This is a genomic window from uncultured Paraglaciecola sp., from assembly GCF_913058035.1.
In the GTDB taxonomy this organism is placed as follows: Bacteria; Pseudomonadota; Gammaproteobacteria; order Enterobacterales; family Alteromonadaceae; genus Paraglaciecola.
Genome location: NZ_CAJXPA010000037.1, coordinates 1 through 21,111 on the forward strand (window position 1 = coordinate 1; position 21,111 = coordinate 21,111).

The following is a 21,111-nucleotide window of genomic DNA, read 5'->3' on the forward strand; positions in this document are numbered from 1 at the left end:
ATGGTACTTAGGTATAACAATGAATAACTTTTATAGATGTGATTAAAATCCCAGTGACATAGTTAATTAAATTTTATTCGTGAACAATATAGGAATTAATAAATTGCCTTTATCAAAACGTTTGTATGTTTGGTTATGTAAAATCCCTAATAGAGAGCAGTACTTAAGATTTGATACATAAGAGCCAATTTATAATTATCTTAGGGTTGTAGTGCAAAGTAATGGGGTATTTTAATGAGGGTCAAAGTAGTGCCCGTTCGCCATCAAAATAGAATGTAAGGATTATATTTTAACTTGTTATTATTAAATGAGACCAAGAAAGGAGAGCTGCTGCCTCATGTACTTTAAGTTTTTTTGTAGAGCGATTGCAGATAAAACCACACATTAAAGGTTTTTAGGTACTCTTTACATTTGGGCTGGCGACATGCCAGCCATTTTTTTGAAACTAACTAGAAACTAGTTAGGGTTCAACGCATGCGCAACTTGAGCAATTTGATCTCGCATCCAAATATGTGCGTCATCTAAGTCAGCGCTCATGTGCCAATATAAAAAGTATTCAAGTGGTGGCAATTCAAACGGTAACTCATACATAGATAGGTCATAGTGTTTCGCAAGGTGATAAGGCAAACAAGCGATTAAATCGGTCTTAACCAAGGTCGAGGGAACGGTTAAAAAATGTTGACTACGCATGACTACCTTTCGCTTTTCACCTGCTTTGTCTAACGCAACGTCTATTGGGCCTACGCCAGTTTTTCTGTGTGAAACATTAATATGACCAAGCTGTAAAAACGCATCCATGCTCATGCCTTGAGATAATGAGGGATGATTTTTACGCGCTAGCACCACAAATCTATCTTGAGCAATTTTTTGTTTACATAAATGTTGGTCGCTAAATGATGATGCATCAGCATAAAAATCTAAATTGCCGCTGGCCATAGCCGATACGATATTTTTTCGTTCAATCTCATAGTTTGTTATAGATATTTTAGGTGCATTTTTCTGTAAAGAACCTAAAAGTCGAGGAATGATACTAACTTCAAGCAAGTCTCTACAAGCAAAGTTAAAGGTTTTTTCGGCCTTCAAAGGGTCAAAAATGTGGCTCTCTTGTACGCTTCTTCGCAGTAACCCCAATGCTTCTCGAGCGGGCCCAATAATATTTTGGGCCACTGGTGTGGGTGTCATACTGTGCCCAGTTCGCACAAACAAGGGATCGTTCAGCATTTCTCGCAAACGGGCTAGGGAGTTACTTACCGCTGGTTGTGTAATACATAACACGTCTGCGGCTTTCGTTAAGCTACCAGCTGTGTAAATTGCATCAAACACAGCAAATAAATTTAAGTCAATACGGTGCAAATTCATAAACATACCTTTACAACAAATCTGCAAATAGGATACGTTAAATATTAGTTAAATCAATGTTTAGCTATAGTTAATATTCATTACATTGATATATCGAAGCTTGTTAGACTATTAAATTAATTGACAAAGGAGACAGTAATATGACTAAAACATTATTAGAATTAACAGTGGGAGAGCAACTGCCAATAGGTGATTGGGTATGTATTTCTCAAGCAGATATAGACTTGTTTGCTAAGGCCACCAATGATCATCAATGGATACATGTTGACCCAAACAGGTGTAAAAAAGAGAGTCCTTTTGGAACTACAATTGCGCACGGGTATTTAACAGTTACTTTAATGCCTAACTCTCTTTATCAGTCAATTCAACCGGATCCGATATACAAATCGTTACTCAATTATGGGGTTGATAAAATTCGATTTATTGAACCTGTTCGAGCGGATGATAAAATAAGGTTTATATCAACTTTAATCAAAATAGAACAGAAAGCTTCAGGTATGTTGTTTTATTTTGAAACTATTGCAGAAATAGAAGGCCGAGATAAACCTGCCATGAAAGGTGTTTTTCTGACTTTATTAGCGGGTGCTCAGTGACGCTGAATATTTATATTTGTTCTGAACAATATACAGCAATTATCTTATTTTAATCTCAAACTATCTGGTCAGACCATTGTGGGAATTGATGTTCACATATAGATAACAATCTATTTACATGTCAGCTTCTCCAACCTACTATTAGTGCCGGGTGTTGATAAGTATATTCATCACTCAGCAAACAATAATATTATTAGAATCAAGTAGTTTGGTGGTCTTTTAGTCAGGTTGTCCTACATCGTCCACTTTTGAATGAGATATCTAATAACAAATAGCTAATAGCTCACCTATTGGGAACACATTATGAAAATGAAAACTAAACTAACAGCATTGGCTGTGGCAATTTCCGCCCAACTAATACCTATGGGCAACATCGCAATTGCTCAAGAAGAAAGTGCAGATAAAGAACAAGAATTTGAATTGATCATGGTGACGGGTAGCTTTGTAAGGCGCAGTGAAAACTTCTCATCACCCTCACCGCTAGCAGTTATTGATAGTGTGGCTATCGACGCCATAGGTGCCAAAAGTATTGGTGATATCACTCAGACACTGACTATTAATACTGGTGCAGAAAACACGCCTGATGCTTTTACACAAAACGCAACAGCAGGCACCTCAAATATTAATTTACGTGGGTTGGGTGTTTCTTCGACTTTAGTGTTGCTTAATAGTAAGCGCCAAGTTGTTACTGCTCAGCCTAATAATAGCGGGGTCAACTTTGTTGATACCAGCTCTTTGATACCCATGATAGCTTTAAATCGAATGGAAATAGTAAAGGATGGTGCATCAGCATTATACGGCTCTGATGCTGTAGCGGGTGTTGTTAACTTTATTACCAAGAGTGATTACGAAGGTACGCAAGTGTCACTTGATTATCAAGATGGCGCACACGGTGATAACAAAGAGTATACAGTGCAAGGTTTGTGGGGAACGGTAGGTAATGATAGCAGTTTGATGGCAGCTATCAGTTACACTAATCGTTCTCCTATGTTTACTGGCGATCGACGCTTGAGTCGTCCTCAAGATGATACAAGCTCGTTAGGTAGCCCTGGTTCTTACTTTTTAGGCGGAACACCTTTCATAGACCCAACAGGATGTGAGGAGTTTGGTGGTTTCCCAAGACTACTTGCACCATCGGGAACAGTACCAGGTTTAGAAATTGGATTTTGTGGTTTTGATTTTGGTAATGGTTATTCATTTGTGCCTGATGAATCACGTTTATCAACATTTGTGCAAGCAACAAAACAATTGACTGATAATGTTGAGTGGACGACTGAAATTTCTACTGCTAGAAACAGAGCTGTAAGAGGGGGGTCACCAAGCTTTCCTATATTAACCTTCCCAACTGTTCCTGCTGACCATCCTAATAATCCTTTCGGTACCGATGTGTCCTATTTTGGTCGTGAAGTCGGTAACGTCGGAGATGGCACTTCTTTTCCAGGTGACCCAGCTAACACAGAGTCTGACACCTTCAGATTTAGTACTATGTTGCAAGGCGAGTTGGATTCTGGGTTTTGGGAAGTCAGTTATACCGCTGCTAGAAACAACTTCTTATTTACAGTAAATGATACCTTGGGGCAACAATTTCAAAACGCTTTAAGAGGATTTGGTGGACAAGGTTGTGATCCAATTTCAGGGACTGCAGGTGTCGGAGCTTGTGAATATTTTAACCCTTTTGCTACCTCGTTATCTTCTGCCCCTAATTCACAAAACTTGTTTGATTCTTTTACCGGACGTCAAGAAATCGACTCTACTTCAAATCTTGAAGTAGCTGAAGCGTTCATTTCTACTGAATTATTTGAGATGAATGGCGGTGCAGCTGGATTTGCATTTGGTGCTCAGTATCGTTATCAAGATTTAACCCAAGATTATGATTCTTTGTCTAACCAAGACAGCTTCTCGTTTGTAATTGGTAATGCCGACATATACGGTGAGCAAGATGTTGTTGCCTTGTTCGGTGAATTGGCTTTGCCAGTTAGCGAAGATGTAGATATTCAAATCGCATTACGATATGAAGATTATGGCGGTACTATAGGGGATACTATTGATCCTAAGCTAGCTGTATCTTGGCGTGCAACGGATAATTTTTCTCTTAGAGGATCTATTTCAACCTCTTTCAGAGCCCCTTCTATCTTTCAAAAAGATGGTGGCGGTACTAGCTTAAATCAGATGGTTGATCCTTTAACGGGTTCTGCAGCATTCGCTGCGGATAGAACGTCAGGAAATGATGAATTGGTTCCCGAGGAGTCTACAGCCTTCAACATTGGATTTTCGTTAGAGCCTGTTGATGATTGGTCTATTGAAGTAGATTATTGGAGTTTTGACTTTACTGATCTGATCATTAAAGAAAATTTCCAAGCTATTTTAAATGCTGATCCACAAAACCCTGAAAGAGTCGTTAGGGCAGGGGATCCTCTTAATGGTCCATTGCTTCAGGTTTTAACCACTTATGTTAACGCCAGTTCACTAGAGACTTCAGGTCTTGATATTGTTTCTAGCTTTAAATTAGAAACGGATATGGGTACTTTCTCTCCAAGTATTAGTGCTACTTATATCTTAGCCTATGATTTGGTTGACCCTCAAGCGGGTCCAATTGACGGTGCTGGTTCACGTAATAATAGTAATATTGGTGTGTCTACACCTGAGTTGCGCGCAAATTTGGGACTGAATTGGAAACATGAAGCATACTCAGCGAATATTTTTGCTCGTTATGTAGATAGCTACAGTGATGATCAAAACTGCGCCGATGGTAATCTCTTCTCAGCTGCTTGTACCGAAGGTTTCAAAGATGTTGACAGTCATTTGACGTGGGACGCTCAAGTTAATATCGACTTGGGTCGTTTATTTGAGACTGATGGTGCTTATGTCTTATCGTTAGGTGGAGTGAATCTTACAGATCAAGATCCACCTCAACTGTTCACTAATGCTGGTTTCGATTCTAAGGTGCATGACCCACGAGGTCGCCAAATATATGCGCGATTGGCAATTGAATTCTAACGTTAGTTAGAACTGTTTAGACGTAAGTAAATCCCCGGTTATAACTGGGGATTTTTTTGTAAACAACTTTTTCCAGCTGCTGCAACATTAGTTTGTGGTCACAAGCTTTAATTTATGAAGTTAATTTCACACAATGTCATGATGCTATGATCCAACACGTTGACAAGAAGCCTATTATGGAAAAATATTCCCAAGAACAGATCCACATTCAGCTGAAAAATATAAACCAACAATTAGACATTCAACAGCAATGGGAGATCGTTGAAGGTAAGTTGACTAAAACTTTTAAGTTTAAAAGTTTTATCCGTGCCTTTGGTTGGATGACACAAATCGCTATTTGGGCTGAAAAGCTTAATCATCATCCTGAGTGGTTCAATGTGTATAATAAAGTTGTTGTTCAACTCACTACCCATGATGTGGGAGGTATTAGTGAATTGGATTTTAAACTAGCTGAAAAAATGGAGGTGTTTTTAAAATAAATGAGTTTCGAACTCCTCGCAACACAAAATGAATTTTAAATAAAAACGGGTCAAAAACTGACTAAAGGTGTTGCTTAATTCCTCATGTCGTATGTAGTTTAAGCGGTTGAACATGTTTTTAGGGTTTATCTGTATTATGTGCTTGCGTGCCAAAGTTGGCTATGTATAATACGCCGCACTTGAGCAGAGGAAGAAAAGCAACTTCCTACTCAAATAAAGTTTCAAGCGCGGGATGGAGCAGTCTGGTAGCTCGTCGGGCTCATAACCCGAAGGTCGTAGGTTCAAATCCTGCTCCCGCAACCATATTAGGACGAACCAATAATTTATTTATTGGTTCGTTTTTTTTTGCACTCAATATATCCAAAGTGGTAGATTCAATCTTGAACTGCTGATTACAAAACCTCTATAAAGTCTGTTGATTTTGGCCAGTATTACCGTAGTAGGTCATGGGTGTTTTCATTCACCCCTTGTTGTCACGAGCAACAAGGGTCTGCAAGATAAACATCATATTGCAAACTTTTAGTGGTTTTTCATGGTACGTAAATTTTTCAGCATTATCAGCTAGTATAGTTAGCACAACAATTTTTAACGGCGCTAACAAAGGTATGGTTGCAGTAACTGGTTTTACTGATGTGTCATTTACACGTGTCGAAATGGTAAAATTCGTTTTCGCTCTACAATCGTGATCAGTGCGCTACAGTGCCCTTTTCCAATAACCAGCTCTATTTCCTAATCACCCACTCTACTTTTATCGTCAACAACGTGTGGGCGCTCATCAATACTGATACGTTTCTTAATTAACCCTCTGCAGGATTGCATATCGTTACTACGTGATTGATGATCTTTACCTTTTCTCAGTAAATGTTTGAATAAGTGACCACCACATTGCATGTCAGACATAATGTGGTAATAAATGATTTCATAATTAATAGCGACGCTCTGGTCTTCACTAAGCCAGCCAGATATTTTCTCTGGACCCTATTTATTTAGAACTTTTGATTCAATTAAGGTAATGAGTATAGTTGTCATTTTAATGTCTTTACACGCGGCTAATCGGCGTGTAACTGTCGACGTTTGAACCCGCTTAAGCTGTGTACTTATTATTTGAATCCAAGAGTTTTTAATGATGTCAGAATAAAGTTATCTAACGATTTTTTAGCTACTAGTATTTAGTGTTAGATATTCGATATTCGATATAAACAGCATAACTCTTTTTTATTTGCTTTCTTAATAGCACAGTGTGGATATTAAATAATTAGATTAGATGCTTTTGGCAAACAATATCCAGATTTTTGGTACAAGTTACGCAATAAAATAAACGCATGTCTAACTGTTATTAGTTTTATTAATTTTAATTTTTTCTTGAAACAATCACCATTAAGGTGCTAATTACGATTCTTGCATGTTTTTTAGCCATTCAGTTCCACCTAGTCTTGCAAGTCGCCTTTGTCCTCTGTAGAATGCGCCGCACTTGAGAAGCGATCTCCCTCATCTTAGGATGATAGTAACGCTTCATAGTGTGGAAATCTTTAAGATGTTTTTGCGTTCGATTGTTGGTTCAGTTGGTATCGCATTTCCACAACCACTTTTAGAAGTTGGTTTAACACCAGTTTCTAGTAGAATAGTGGACTAGGGTCCAGAAACAAATAACCCCGCTTGTACGGGGTTTTTTGTCTTTAAAATTTCGGTTTTCTTTCTGGGCATTTGGCCCTTTTTTTGTTTTCGGAGCAAAACTTTGTCGCAACTCGAACAAAAGCTAACGGATATGTTAACGGCACCTGTTGAAGCATTAGGCTTTGAGATGGTGGGTGTGGAGTTTCTTCGCGCAGGTAAACATTCTTCGTTACGTATTTTTATTGACCATCCAGAGGGAATTAGTGTTGAGCACTGTGCAGAGGTAAGTCGCCAAGCCAGCGCAGTGCTGGATGTAGAAGATCCAATTAGCATTGAGTACAACCTAGAAGTATCATCCCCTGGAATGGATCGGCCTTTATTTAAAGAATCACATTACCTTGAATGTTTAGGTGAAGTAGTGTCTCTCAAATTAAGAATACCGATGGGTGATAGACGTAATTTTAAAGGAAAAGTGTTAGCTTGCGAAACAGGCAATTTAACATTAGAAATTGATAACCAAACCCATGTTTTGGCTATCGTAAATATTGAAAAAGGTAATCTCGTCCCATCTTTTGATTAAGATGGTGACCTGACAAGGGCTGTCGTAAGAGAGTAATCAGTGAGGCAACAATGAATAAAGAAATTCTGTTAGTGGCTGAAGCCGTTTCAAATGAAAAACAAGTTCCGAGAGAAAAAATCTTCGAGGCGTTAGAGTTTGCTATAGCAAGTGCTACAAAAAAGAAAAGCGAAAGCGAAATTGAAATTCGAGTAAGTATTGACCGTGAAAGTGGTAGTTTTGAAACTTTTCGACGCTGGCTAGTCGTTGCAGACGATCATGTGCAAGAGACTCCTACGGCTGAAATGTCGTTGTCTGCTGCTCAGATGGACGAACCAGACAAAAAGTTAGGTGAATTTGTTGAAGAGCAAATCGAGTCCATAGCATTCGACCGAATAACCACACAAACGGCTAAACAAGTTATCGTTCAAAAAGTACGTGAAGCTGAACGTGATCAGGTATTAGCGGAGTATGAAGAGCGTGTTGGTGAACTAGTTACAGGTACAGTTAAAAAAGTTAATCGCGATAATGTGATTATTGATCTAGGCAATAACGCCGAAGGTGTCATATACCGAGACGACATGTTACCGCGTGAAACATTTCGCCCAGGTGATAGAGTACGTGGATTGCTTTACGTTATTCGTCCTGAAGCCCGTGGTGCTCAATTATTTATTAGTCGTACACATCCAGATATGCTGGTTGAACTGTTTCGTATTGAAGTGCCAGAAATCGCCGAAGAAACGTTAGAAATAAAAGCTGCGGCTCGTGATCCAGGTTCAAGAGCAAAGATTGCCGTTAAAACCAACGACAAACGTTTAGACCCTGTTGGAGCTTGTGTAGGTATGCGTGGTTCACGTGTCCAAGCTGTATCAGGTGAGTTAAGCGGTGAGCGTGTTGACATCGTGCTTTGGGACGATAATCCTGCACAATTTGTTATCAACGCTATGGCACCAGCGGAAGTGGCATCTATTGTTGTTGATGAAGACAAGCATTCAATGGATGTTGCTGTTGAATCAGACAATTTAGCCCAAGCGATAGGTCGAAGTGGTCAAAATGTTAGATTAGCCAGTCAACTGACCGGTTGGGACTTAAATGTAATGACGGTAGAAGACTTAAATGCCAAACATGAAGAAGAAAATTCAAAGGTATTAACTGTCTTTACTGTGGGTTTAGAAATTGACGAAGATTTTGCTTCTATTTTAGTAGATGAAGGCTTCACCACACTTGAAGAAATAGCTTATGTGCCCATCAACGAATTACTCGATATTGATGGTTTAGATGAAGAAATGGTCGAAGAGCTAAGAAGTCGTGCTCGGGCAACATTAACAACTCGCGCATTAGCCACAGAAGAATCACTTGAAGCTGCAGAGCCAAAAGAAGAGCTGTTAAACCTTGAAGGTATGGACAGGCATGTTGCCTATACCCTTGCAAGTCGCGGCATTACCGATCTTGAAGGCCTTGCAGAACAAGGTACTGATGAGATTTCAGATATAGAAGAATTAAGCGATAAGAAAGCGGGTGAGTTAATTATGGCTGCCCGTAATATCGTTTGGTTTAACGAAGAATAGGTCAACAGGAGGAATTCCCATATGGCAGAAGTATCCATAGAAAAACTTGCCACTGATATAGGCACTTCGGTTGACCGATTGGTTCAGCAATTTAAAAGTGCAGGTATTGTTAAAGTAGCCGGTGGTGAAGTAACAGAAGATGAAAAACGTATATTATTAGACTTTTTAAGTAAGCAACACGGTGGTGCTGGCTCAGAAGGACCTAAGCGCATGACATTACAACGTAAGACAACTAGCACTTTGAGTGCCGGTAAGTCTAAAGGCGTAACTGTTGAAGTGCGTAAGAAGCGAACGTATGTGAAACACACAGATGTTGAAGAAGCTAATATTGCTGAAGAAGAAGTAAAGCGCCTAGCTGAAGAACAACAGGCTCAACTTGAAGCTGAACAACAAGCAGCTGAAAGTGCAAGAAATGCTGCAGAAGAAAAAGCTCAAAAAGCGGCTGAGTCAAAAGCTAAAGCAGATGCAGAACGTCTTGCCCGCGCTGATAAAGCTAAAGAAGCTCGTGCCGCTGAAGAATCAGCTCTAAGCCCAGAAGAAAAAGCAGTGCAAGATCGCAATCGTTCTGAAGCTGAAAAACTTCGCAAGGCGCAAGATGAAGAAATACAACGCAAACTTGAGTTAGATGCTAAAAACGCTGCAGAAGAAGCTAAAAAGTTAGCGGAAGAAAATTCTCGTCGCTGGAAAGAAGAAGAAGAACGTCGCAAGAAACAAGAAAAAGAAGAAGTGCATGTTCATTCAAATCGTTATGCACAAGAAGCTGAAGATGCTGATGATATCAAAACTGAACTTGGCGGACGTAGACGTAAAAAGTCAAAGAAAAATGCTGGTTCAGAGCTGAAACATGCTTTCAAAAAGCCTGCACAACCGGTTGAACGTGTCGTTCGCATTGGTGAAACAATCACGGTCAGTGAGCTAGGAAGCAAATTAGCTGTAAAAGCCACAGAGGTAATTAAAGCCCTAATGAAAATGGGTGAGATGGTCACTATTAACCACGTTCTTGACCAAGAAACTGCTGTATTAGTAGTAGAAGAAATGGGTCACAAATACGAATTGGTTAACGATAACGCTCTTGAAGATGAGTTGATTGCCGACGCTTCTGGTGGTGAAAAAATGAGTCGCGCTCCTGTTGTTACCATTATGGGTCATGTTGACCATGGTAAGACATCGTTACTTGACTACATTCGCCGCGCAAAAGTTGCAGATGGCGAAGCTGGTGGTATTACTCAGCATATTGGTGCTTACAGTGTAGAGACTGCTAACGGTCGTATTGCATTTTTAGATACACCTGGTCACGCTGCCTTCACGGCAATGAGAGCTCGTGGTGCGGTTGCCACTGACATTGTTATTCTAGTTGTTGCAGCAGATGACGGTGTAATGCCACAAACAAAAGAAGCAGTACAGCATGCGAAAGCTGCAGGTGTACCGTTAATTGTTGCAGTTAACAAAGTTGATAAAGAATCGGCAGACTTTGACAGGGTTAAAACAGAATTATCTCAAGTTGAAGTAATCTCAGAAGAATGGGGTGGTGAACACCAGTTTGTTTACGTTTCTGCGAAAACAGGACAAGGCGTGGATGACTTATTAGAAGCCATTAACCTTCAAGCTGAACTACTTGACTTGAAAGCCGTACCTACTGGGCCTGCAAAAGGTATAGTGATTGAGTCACGTTTAGATAAAGGGCGTGGTCCTGTTGCATCTGTGCTTATCCAAGAAGGTGAGCTTCGTCCCGGTGATATTATGTTATGTGGTGAAGAATACGGTCGTATTCGAGCTATGCGTGATGAAAACGGTAACGATGTAAAAGTAGCTGGTCCATCAACGCCAGTAGAAATCTTGGGCTTGTCAGGAGTACCTATTGCCGGTGAAAATGCATTAGTGGTGCAAGACGAGCGAAAAGCTCGTGAAGTAGCGACAAAACGTCACACCAAACAACGTGAACTGAAACTAGCGAAACAGCAAAAAGCCAAATTGGAAAATATGTTTGCCAATATGGAAGCTGGCGACGTTAGCGAATTGAATGTAGTACTTAAAGCTGACGTGCAAGGCTCTGTTGAAGCTATCTCTGAGTCTTTGATTAAGTTGTCAACTGATGAAGTAAAAGTGAATATTGTTGGCAGTGGTGTTGGTGGTATTACCGAAACTGACGCAAGTTTAGCGGCGGCTTCAAATGCAATAGTTATTGGCTTTAACGTTCGAGCTGACGCATCTGCTCGTAAAGTATTTGATGTTGAAGAGATTGACTTACGTTACTACAGCGTTATCTATCATTTGATTGATGAAGTGAAACAGGCCATGAGTGGAATGTTAGCTCCAGAATTCAGACAAGAGATTATTGGCCTAGCGCAAGTACGTGACGTATTCAAATCACCTAAAATTGGCGCAATTGCCGGTTGTATGGTTACAGAAGGTATTGTTAAACGTAACAGCCCTATCCGTGTTTTACGTGAAAATGTTGTTATTTATGAAGGTGAACTTGAGTCATTAAGACGCTTTAAAGACGATGCGCAAGAAGTCCGAAATGGGGTGGAATGTGGTATCGGAGTTAAGAACTACAATGACGTTAGAGTAGGTGATCAAATAGAAGTATTTGAAACCGTTGAAATTAAACGCGAACTATAAGTTTGCTTTAGGTTTAATCAGCTTTTAGCTAATGAAAATAAACGGAGGCTACGGCCTCCGTTTTGTTTCTGAAAAAGAATTTAGGTATTAGGAGATATTAACATGGCCAGAGAATTTTCACGTACCGACAGAGTCGGTCAACAGATACATAAAGAAATTGCCAGTATTTTACAAAACGAGTTTAAGAACCGTGATCCACGCCTTGGTATGGTGACGGTATCTGGTGTCGAAGTATCGCGGGATTTAGCTCACGCTAAAATTTACGTGACGTTTTTTGAAAATGATGAAGAACAAGTCAAAAATTACCTGACTATCCTTGAAGATAATAAAGGTTTTATTAGAACGTTACTAGCCAACAGAATGCGTATGCGTGCTGTACCAGCAGTAAAATTTGTTCGTGATGGTTCCTTAGCTGAAGGCATACGTATTGCCAATTTGGTAAGTGACACGCTAAATAAAGACGAAGAGCGCGCAAAACTTGCTGGCCGCTCTCTTGACGAACAAGAGTCTAAAACAGACGAGCAAAAGTAGTTATTATGGCAAGAACAAGAAAAGGTCGTGCCGTTAATGGCATTATATTGCTTAATAAGGGGTTAGGCTTATCATCTAATCATGCTTTGCAACAAGTAAAACGTATGTTTAACGCAGCAAAAGCGGGTCATACTGGTGCTTTAGATCCTTTAGCAACAGGAATGCTACCCATTTGTTTAGGAGAAGCGACCAAGTTTTCTCAGTTTTTATTGGATACTGATAAAACGTATCAAGTTACCGCTAAACTCGGAGTACGCACGACAACTTCAGATGCAGACGGTGAAGTTGTCGAAACACACCCAGTCGACGTGTCTGAAACACAACTAGTTGCTGCATGTGAACAGTTTAGAGGGCCTATCAAGCAAGTTCCTTCGATGTTTTCAGCATTAAAACACCAAGGCAAACCGCTTTATTTCTATGCTCGTCAGGGTATTGATATACCTAGAGAAGCCCGAGATATCACAATATTTAGCTTGTCTATAGAAAGGTTTGAAGCCGATGAAGTAGATATGACAGTGCACAGTAGTAAAGGTACTTATATTCGTTCATTGGTGGATGATATTGGCCAGCTTTTAGGTTGTGGTGCTTATGTGAGTAAGTTGCACCGCACACAAGTGACTGATTACCCTGCTGATAAAATGATGACGATGGCAGAATTACAAACACTTAGAGATGAAATTGATAATGAAACGGCGGATTTACTAGATAACCATACTTTTAATACCATGGACCAATTATTAATGCCGATGGACTCTGCAGTCAAAACGCTCGATTCAGTTAATTTAGAACAAATCGCTGAAGGTTTTTTTAGAAATGGTAATCCAGTGAATTTCATTGGGACTTCTGAATACCCTGAAGATACATTAATCCGCGCTTATAGCAAGGATAGTGGATTGTTTTTAGGCGTTGGTTTTATCGATACTGACGGCAAAGTAGCCCCTAAACGTTCAGTTGTTTATTGTTAGTGTATGAAAGCTCTTACATGTGTAGCATTTATCACATTATACAGTTAAAAAACTTGTCATTAAGTTTAGCGTAGCTATAATACGCCCTCTTTTTGACCCGCTGAATTAGTGATTGGCGGGTTGTATCTTTAAACTCTTATTTACTGGAGAAAATTTTATGTCACTAACCACAGAGCAAACGGCAACAATCATTGCTGACTATAGCGTTAAAGAAAACGATACAGGTTCACCTGAAGTTCAAGTTGCATTGTTGACGCACAACATTAATAAACTTCAAGGTCATTTTAAAGAGCATAAGAAAGACCATCATTCTCGTCGTGGACTTCTTCGCATGGTTAGCCAACGTCGTAAGTTACTTGATTACCTTAAGGGTAAGAACGTTGAACGTTACCAAGATCTTATCAAACGTTTAAGCCTTCGTCGTTAATTGACTTAAGCTTTAAAAAAAGAGACGCGAAAGCGTCTTTTTTTATGCCTGATGAAAAGTTTCACATTTTGTGAATTAGGTATTAGTCAGAGGTTATTCTAGTAAATTTTCTAATAGCGTTTGAACAAATAAATGAATGGATGCGCTTACCGGCCTGCTTGCTGTTTTTGACTCGAATCCCGCGCGGCAGGCGCCTTCCAACCCTTACCCTTTTTGCTGCAACTAAGAAGAGTCACCAGAAAAAATCCGCTCGAGGGTAGTGCACTCCAAACAGTTATTTTGTGAATTAAACAGGGCAATCGTCATGAAATACGCCATTATTGCAAACCCAAACCTACATCTGATGCAACCTTAGTTAAAGCAAACATAAATCGATATTTATCGAACTATTAATAAAGGACAACAACTAGTGTTATTTATCAATGAATGACGTTTTTGTTTGGGCCAGCCTTTGGTCTTACTCTGTAAAAGCATAATACCAAATTTTGCCATTATCCTTAGTGGTGGAACTCAAGAATAAAATTATAACGCAGGAAATCAGTTACAACTTTCACATGTCAGCTTGTTAATAATGGTATTACCTAACGTACTTGGGGCGTTGTCATCCATTGTTCTTCTGCGCGATACAATTTCCAACATGAATGAAATTATAAACTGTACGCCCAAAACACACAATTAACGCTGGTTATTACGTTATGAGATTATGGTCAGTTTGTACTTTGTACTTTGTAGTTTGTAGTTTGTATTTTTTGTTTTATGCTTTGTTGTTGTACTGACGCTATTTACGTTTGAATTATGTTTTTCAGCTGAATCTATGAGCCTCACAATAGTCAATCTACTGTTGTTAGTATTGTCTAGCTTATCGTTTACTATGTTTTTCCTCTGTAGCTTTAGACTTACCGGCAAAATGCAATGATTATGTATGTTCAGATTACTGCAGTGGGCATCATTCATTTCGTGCTTGCCAGCATGGCGGGGTCACCTGTTTTTGCTATAAGCAGGGTTATCAATGACTCTTTTTATAACGCGATGTTATGGCTCAACCCGAACGGTATTAGCGCATTGCTAGATAATATACATTCAGCCAACGTTTATACGAGCATTGAACTACTGACAAGTTACCTAGTTTATCCTCTTTTAACTGTGGCACTGTTTGTGTTGTGTTGACTAAAAAACCTAAGGAAAAGCTCATTAAAAGCGTGCTTAGTGGATTGATAAGACTAGACTATTACAACTAGTTAACACTAAAGAAAAGCTTGCAAATCGCTTACTTGTGTTACCTTTTATGTAATTAATCAAAATATCGTATTACTACTATTAATCACTTTTTTTGGTAGTTGTGTGGCCAAATTGATGACGGTTAGTGAGTGGTTATTTCATCACTATTTTGTATTGCTAGGTCTAAGCGGTTTACCCTTATTTTTATTTGGTATGCTATTTATTTGCTCAGATAACCTGTGTCGTTAAAGTGTGACTTGCGGTATTGTTGATATTTGAGTATTTTAATCAAATCCATGCCAATCATATCTGCACTAGGGGTATCCCATGCCTTATCACATCGCTATAGGTAAATAGCGCTAGAACGAAAGGATTTACTTTGTAAACCACCTATTGCATAGCAAGGGCTTGCACCAGGCTGTGCCGCTCTTTATTTTAAGAGAGTCCCGCTCTGGGGTATCAGAAAAAAGGTTAGCAATAACAACTTACTGCAAAGTTCGTTACCCGATCAAAACACTCTACAGTTACGGTATTACAGGGATAGGCGCAGTTATGTGAGCTTTGAACCGCCAAATTTTTGGCTTTGGTACCTAAATCTCGCGTAAACCACACTAGTTTTCATGTCGTGTTTGTGTGGTGTGGCCTCCATCAAACAGTCCGCATTACATAATAATAACGTCGGCAAAACGAAATAAAGCTAAACAAACATTGCCGACATGACAAAAACATAGGTACAAAAGCACTAATCGATGATTTGGGCGCAAAGGCTTGAATAGGTTTTGGATATAGAAATGGAAACCTTGAGCTAAAGTATATTTTAATGCTTATGAAAAATGCCATTTTATGCTAATTATACTTCTCAATTTATTACTTTTTAGTAAGAGGTAAGCTGCCAATGCCGAGCTCATAAATAGTAAATGTATTTTGTTGTCGTTAAAAAGTGACAAGAAATAATCTTAACAAACTGTTGCCTACTTATCCAAACACTTGTTACCTTGGTACTCAGTCTGTAAAGCTATAGAAAAAGTAACTGACTAGAAGGGATTCGAGTTAAAGCCTATCAGGACGATAGCGTGAAGACTGCTCTTGATTGTTTTCTAAACAAAGATATGAAAGAACTAGCTGTTTTTAGCTCAAAAAAAAGCGAACAATTAAGTTCGCTATTTTTAAAAATGATAAAACACTATTTGTCGATTTTATTATACGGACGTTGTGCTTCACCCGTATACAACTGACGTGGACGACCTATTTTTTGACCAGGTTGGCTCAACATTTCATGCCAATGTGATACCCAACCAACGGTTCTTGCTAAAGCAAAAATACATGTAAACATGTTGGTAGGAATACCAATCGCTTTCAAGACAATACCTGAGTAAAAGTCTACATTCGGAAAGAGTTTTTTCTCTGCGAAATAGGGGTCACTCAAAGCAATTCTCTCAAGCTCCATCGCGACGTTTAGAAGTGGGTCATCAATATTAAGCTCAGCTAAAACTTCATGGCAACTTTCACGCATGACAGTAGCGCGAGGGTCGAAATTTTTGTAAACTCGGTGACCAAACCCCATTAAGCGGAAAGGGTCGTCCTTATCTTTGGCTTTAGCAATAAACTCAGGTATTCGGTCTACTGTGCCTATCTCTTCAAGCATATTTAAACAAGCTTCATTGGCTCCGCCGTGGGCAGGTCCCCACAAAGAAGCAACACCTGCGGCTATACAAGCATAGGGGTTGGCCCCTGAAGAACCTGCTAAGCGAACTGTAGACGTAGACGCATTTTGCTCATGGTCAGCATGCAAAATAAATATTCTATCGACTGCCTTAGCTACAGCAGGACTGCTCTTGTACTCTTCGGCAGGTACAGAAAACATCATGTTTAAGAAGTTCTCTGCGTAACTTAATTCGTTTTTAGGATAAACAAATGGTTGACCGATATTATACTTGTAACACATAGCAACTAAGGTGGGCATTTTAGCCACTAGACGGTAAGCACTTCGCAACCTTTGCTCTGGGTCATGAATGTTTAAGTCGTCGTGATAAAATGATGACATAGCGCCAACAGACCCACATAACATTGCCATTGGATGTGCATCGCGTCTGAAGCCTCGGAAAAAATTATTCAGCTGATCATGCACTAAAGTGTGGCGAGTAATCGTGTCTTTAAAATCTTTATATTCTTCTTTGTTAGGTGTTTTATCATGCAGTAGCATGTAAACCACTTCAATGTAATCCGAATCACGTGCTAATTCTTCTATGGAATAGCCTCTGTGTAATAGAATTCCTTTAGCCCCATCAATGTAAGTAATCGATGACTCGCATGAGCCTGTTGCCATAAAGCCAGGATCATAAGTAAAATAACCATTAGCACCTAGAGACCTTATGTCTATTACATCATTGCCTGCTGTCCCTGACAAAATTGGAAGTTCGACTTTTTTGTCACCCACTTTTAAAATGGCTATGTTGTCTGCCATGTATTGTTCTCCTCAAAATCGTTTCGTATTCGATAAACAGCACCGTCAGCTATTTACTGGGGGGGAAATCTAAGCTATTTGAACTTATAATGGCTCACAATGTCAATTCTAATGCGTTTGTTACTATTAAATATTCACTTCTTTTGCACCTCAAAAGCAAATAAAATTTTGGTCTAGCTTGGTTAAATTTCTTATTAGGCGAGCATTCACCTATTTAATAACAAATCTTGTCGATATCTTGTTACTTATAAATCTTTAATAAAGAACAATAATTGTATTTGTTTCAATCGCTGGATATACTTCGCGTGCCTAAGGCACTTACGTGTCGGAAAGATTATGCTACTTAACTTTTCTTTAACAAAGTGGCAACATTCTTAGGGAAAAGATTTAGAATTTTAGCAATAAATTAACATTTAATATGTTAATTCGCCGAAATGTTTTAACCACCTACGGGTAAAAAGAGCGATAAACGTGAAAAAACAAAGACCAGTTAATTTACAACTCAATACGATTAGTTTCCCTCCCGCAGCTATCACCTCAATTCTCCACCGTATTACGGGCGTCGCAATGTTTTTTGCTTTGATGTTTGTGATCTGGGCTTGGGCTACGTCTGTATCATCCAAACAGGGTTTTGTTTTTGTTCAAGAACAAATGGCAGGTCCTTTGGGTAAGTTTGTTGCGATAGGAACCATCTCCGCATTGACTTATCACATTTTAGGAGGAGTTAGACATATGATTATGGATATGGGTTATTGGGAAGAACTTAAGTCAGGTGACATCAGTGCGAAGTCTATTATTGCTGCATGGATCATTTTAACTATCTTAGTAGGAGTTGTATTATGGTAACGGGTCAGGCAAGTTTAAAGCGAAATGGCGTACAAGATTATGTAACCACTCGAGCCACAGCAATTCTTATGACTGCGTTTTCTTTATTTATGGGGTGGTTCTTTATCGCTACCCCAGAAGTGACTTACGCAATTTGGAATGATTTGTTTTCCGGTTTGGCAATGAAAGTATTCACATTGGTTACTTTGGTTTCGATTATGTTTCACATACGCATAGGTATGTGGCAGGTCCTAACTGATTATGTAAAAGCGCCCGGCTTACGAGCGTTTATTCAATTTAGTATTAACCTGGTTGCATTTGTGTATGTAGCCATTGGTTTATTTGTTTTGTGGAGTGTGTAAATGAGTCTTCCTGTACATGAATTTGATGCAGTTGTAATTGGTGCTGGCGGCGCGGGGATGCGCGCAGCGCTACAGATTACAGAATCGGGTAAATCGTGTGCCCTTTTATCAAAAGTTTTTCCTACACGTTCACATACTGTATCAGCACAAGGTGGCATTACAGTTGCTCTAGGTAATGCCCATGAAGATAATTGGGAATGGCACATGTACGATACGGTCAAAGGCTCCGATTACATCGGTGATCAAGACGCAATCGAATATATGTGTAAGACAGGCCCTGAAGCCATAATTGAAATGGAAAACATGGGCTTACCATTTTCTCGCTTCGAAAATGGAAAAATTTATCAACGCCCTTTTGGTGGCCAATCGCAAAACTTCGGAGGAGAGCAGGGTGCTCGAACTGCAGCCGCAGCGGACAGAACAGGCCACGCTTTGCTACATTTGCTGTATCAGCAAAATGTTAAAAATAAGACGAAAATATTTAGTGAGTGGTACGCACTCGATTTAGTCAAGAACCAAGATGGTGATGTAGTTGGTTGTACTGTTATCGATATCGAGTCTGGTGAGGTTGTCTATTTCAAATCTAAAGCTGTTGTGCTGGCCACGGGTGGTGCAGGGCGTATTTATGCTTCCACTACCAATGCCCACATTAACACTGGTGATGGCTTAGGAATGGCACTACGCGCGGGTGTACCTATGCAAGATATGGAAATGTGGCAGTTTCATCCAACAGGTATTGCTGGCGCTGGTACATTAGTTACTGAGGGTTGCCGAGGTGAAGGCGGTTATCTTCTAAACAAAAACGGTGAACGTTTCATGGAACGTTATGCACCTAATGCAAAAGATTTAGCGGGTAGAGATGTCGTCGCTCGTTCAATGATGACAGAAATTCGTGAAGGTCGCGGTTTTGACGGTCCACAAGGTCCACATTGCAAGTTGAAACTTGACCACTTGGGTAAAGACGTACTTGAATCTCGTTTGCCTGGTATATTGGAGTTATCTCGTACTTTTGCTCATGTTGATCCCATCAAAGAACCAATTCCTGTCATACCAACTTGTCATTACATGATGGGCGGTGTGCCTACCAATGTAGATGGTCAAGCGCTTACAATGGATGCCAATGGTAAGACTTCACCTATAAAAGGTTTATTTGCTTGTGGTGAAATAGCATGTGTATCTGTGCACGGCGCTAACCGATTGGGTGGTAATTCTCTACTCGATCTTGTTGTATTCGGTCGTGCAACAGGATTACATCTTGGTAAAGCAATCGATGGTATTGATGCTCGAGAAGCGTCTAACGATGATGTTGACCAAGCAATGGTTCGCTTTAATCGCTGGGAGAACTCCGCAGTGGGCAAAGGCGAAGATCCTGTTCAAATCAAAAAAGATTTACAACAATGTATGCAGTTAAACTTCTCGGTATTCCGTGAAGGCGAATCAATGGCAACGGGTTTGAAAGAATTAAACGATATCCGCGAAAGATTAGAAAATGCTAGTCTTAACGACAAGAGTAACGACTTTAATACCATGCGTATTGAATGTCTTGAGTTAGACAACCTAATGGAAACTGCTTATACAACTGCAGTAGCCTCTAATTTTAGGACTGAGAGTCGCGGAGCACACAGCCGTTTTGATTTTCCTGATAGAGATGACAAAAATTGGTTGTGTCATTCTGTTTATTTACCTGAAACAAAATCAATGATAAAACGCGAGGTGAATATGACACCTAAACTACGCGAAGCCTTCCCACCTAAAGCAAGAACGTACTAGGAGTAATGACAATGCAATTAAATATTTCTGTTTACCGTTATAACCCTGATGTTGATAACGCTCCTCGCATGCAAGATTATCAGTTGGAGGTTGCAGAGGGCCAAGACATGATGGTGTTAGATGCGTTGATAGCACTAAAAGAAAAAGATCCTACGCTGTCATTTCGTCGTTCATGCCGTGAGGGTGTTTGTGGCTCTGATGGTGTAAATATGAATGGTAAAAATGGCCTAGCATGTATTACGCCAATATCAGCTCTTAAAGGTTCTAAAATAGTGGTTCGTCCATTACCAGGACTGCCTGTAGTACGTGATTTAGTGACAGATATGACACAATTTTATACTCAATATGAGAAAGTTAAGCCGTATCTTATTAATGACGACAAACAGCCGCCGGCCCGAGAGTTTTTGCAGGCTCCTGAAGAAAGAGAAAAACTTGACGGTTTGTATGAGTGTATTTTATGCGCTTGTTGTTCGAGTTCTTGCCCATCATTTTGGTGGAACCCAGACAAATTTATTGGTCCTGCTGGTTTGTTACATGCCTATCGCTTTTTAGCAGATAGCCGAGATACAGCAACCGAGGAACGTTTAAGTGATTTAGATGATGCATTTAGTGTTTTCAGATGTCATGGTATTATGAATTGTGTCAGTGTTTGTCCAAAAGGTTTAAACCCAACTAAAGCGATTGGTCATATTAAATCTATGCTGCTCAAAAGAGCGGTGTAGGCTTTACTAATAATAAAAGTTCGTGTGCTTCGGCACACA

At 39.7% G+C, this 21,111-nt stretch carries 17 protein-coding genes and 1 tRNA gene; 15 read left to right on the top strand and 3 right to left on the bottom strand.

All coding sequences use genetic code 11. The features are described 5' to 3' along the window. Positions 1-456: 456 nt before the first annotated feature. Positions 457-1,359, bottom strand: a complete 903-nt coding sequence (locus QZ562_RS06895; protein WP_293758675.1) for a LysR family transcriptional regulator — start codon at positions 1,357-1,359, stop codon at positions 457-459. 140 nt (positions 1,360-1,499) lie between these two features. On the opposite strand from QZ562_RS06895, the gene QZ562_RS06900 reads away from it, so the two are divergent. The 4 genes from QZ562_RS06900 to QZ562_RS06915 all read left to right on the top strand — a co-directional run bounded on the left by QZ562_RS06900 (position 1,500) and on the right by QZ562_RS06915 (position 5,731). Continuing rightward, positions 1,500-1,952: a MaoC family dehydratase gene (locus tag QZ562_RS06900; protein WP_293758676.1), complete on the top strand. Its 453-nt coding sequence runs from the start codon at positions 1,500-1,502 to the stop codon at positions 1,950-1,952. Between the two features lie 303 nt (positions 1,953-2,255). Further along, positions 2,256-4,949, top strand: coding sequence for a TonB-dependent receptor (locus tag QZ562_RS06905; protein WP_293758677.1), 2,694 nt, complete (start codon positions 2,256-2,258; stop codon positions 4,947-4,949). A gap of 173 nt (positions 4,950-5,122) precedes the next feature. Continuing rightward, positions 5,123-5,428 carry a 4a-hydroxytetrahydrobiopterin dehydratase gene (locus QZ562_RS06910; protein WP_293758698.1) on the top strand — a complete coding sequence of 102 codons (306 nt, stop codon included), beginning with the start codon at positions 5,123-5,125 and terminating at the stop codon, positions 5,426-5,428. A gap of 226 nt (positions 5,429-5,654) precedes the next feature. Further along, positions 5,655-5,731: transfer RNA gene (locus QZ562_RS06915), tRNA-Met, on the top strand. Between the two features lie 426 nt (positions 5,732-6,157). Here QZ562_RS06915 and QZ562_RS06920 read toward each other — a convergent pair. Further along, on the bottom strand, positions 6,158-6,328 hold the full coding sequence (locus QZ562_RS06920) for a hypothetical protein (protein ID WP_293758678.1): 171 nt from the start codon (positions 6,326-6,328) through the stop codon (positions 6,158-6,160). Between the two features lie 835 nt (positions 6,329-7,163). On the opposite strand from QZ562_RS06920, the gene rimP reads away from it, so the two are divergent. The 7 genes from rimP (at position 7,164) to QZ562_RS06955 (ending at position 14,878) form a co-directional block, all read left to right on the top strand. Continuing rightward, the gene (gene rimP / locus QZ562_RS06925; RefSeq protein WP_293758679.1) at positions 7,164-7,622 is read left to right on the top strand and encodes a ribosome maturation factor RimP; all 459 of its coding nucleotides are present in this window, start codon (positions 7,164-7,166) and stop codon (positions 7,620-7,622) included. 50 nt (positions 7,623-7,672) lie between these two features. Then, the gene (gene nusA / locus QZ562_RS06930) at positions 7,673-9,166 is read left to right on the top strand and encodes a transcription termination factor NusA (protein ID WP_293758680.1); all 1,494 of its coding nucleotides are present in this window, start codon (positions 7,673-7,675) and stop codon (positions 9,164-9,166) included. A 21-nt stretch (positions 9,167-9,187) separates the two neighbouring features. Continuing rightward, on the top strand, positions 9,188-11,788 hold the full coding sequence (infB, locus tag QZ562_RS06935) for a translation initiation factor IF-2 (RefSeq protein WP_293758681.1): 2,601 nt from the start codon (positions 9,188-9,190) through the stop codon (positions 11,786-11,788). 102 nt (positions 11,789-11,890) lie between these two features. Then, a complete protein-coding gene (gene rbfA, locus QZ562_RS06940; protein ID WP_293758682.1) occupies positions 11,891-12,319 on the top strand; it encodes a 30S ribosome-binding factor RbfA in 429 nt (142 codons plus the stop codon). Positions 12,320-12,324: 5 nt separating this feature from the next. Beyond that, on the top strand, positions 12,325-13,284 hold the full coding sequence (gene truB / locus QZ562_RS06945; protein ID WP_293758683.1) for a tRNA pseudouridine(55) synthase TruB: 960 nt from the start codon (positions 12,325-12,327) through the stop codon (positions 13,282-13,284). A 157-nt stretch (positions 13,285-13,441) separates the two neighbouring features. After that, positions 13,442-13,711: a 30S ribosomal protein S15 gene (gene rpsO, locus QZ562_RS06950; RefSeq protein ID WP_293758684.1), complete on the top strand. Its 270-nt coding sequence runs from the start codon at positions 13,442-13,444 to the stop codon at positions 13,709-13,711. Between the two features lie 912 nt (positions 13,712-14,623). Further along, positions 14,624-14,878: a hypothetical protein gene (locus tag QZ562_RS06955; protein ID WP_293758685.1), complete on the top strand. Its 255-nt coding sequence runs from the start codon at positions 14,624-14,626 to the stop codon at positions 14,876-14,878. Positions 14,879-16,112: 1,234 nt separating this feature from the next. Here the strand turns inward: QZ562_RS06955 and QZ562_RS06960 are convergent. Beyond that, on the bottom strand, positions 16,113-17,393 hold the full coding sequence (locus tag QZ562_RS06960) for a citrate synthase (protein ID WP_293758686.1): 1,281 nt from the start codon (positions 17,391-17,393) through the stop codon (positions 16,113-16,115). Positions 17,394-17,864: 471 nt separating this feature from the next. Between QZ562_RS06960 and sdhC the strand changes: the two genes are divergently transcribed. From sdhC to QZ562_RS06980, 4 genes are read left to right on the top strand one after another with little or no spacing between them, the layout of a single operon-like run. Then, entirely contained in the window at positions 17,865-18,239 is a 375-nt protein-coding gene (sdhC, locus tag QZ562_RS06965; RefSeq protein ID WP_293758687.1) for a succinate dehydrogenase, cytochrome b556 subunit, read from the top strand. Then, positions 18,233-18,580, top strand: coding sequence for a succinate dehydrogenase, hydrophobic membrane anchor protein (sdhD, locus tag QZ562_RS06970; protein WP_293758688.1), 348 nt, complete (start codon positions 18,233-18,235; stop codon positions 18,578-18,580). The genes sdhC and sdhD overlap by 7 nt, the downstream gene beginning before the upstream one ends. Continuing rightward, positions 18,581-20,350 (top strand): succinate dehydrogenase flavoprotein subunit, encoded by a 1,770-nt coding sequence (gene sdhA, locus QZ562_RS06975; protein WP_293758689.1) that lies wholly within the window; start codon positions 18,581-18,583, stop codon positions 20,348-20,350. It abuts the gene before it with no gap. An 11-nt stretch (positions 20,351-20,361) separates the two neighbouring features. Next, positions 20,362-21,072: a succinate dehydrogenase iron-sulfur subunit gene (locus tag QZ562_RS06980; protein WP_293758690.1), complete on the top strand. Its 711-nt coding sequence runs from the start codon at positions 20,362-20,364 to the stop codon at positions 21,070-21,072. The last annotated feature ends 39 nt before the right edge of the window (positions 21,073-21,111 follow it).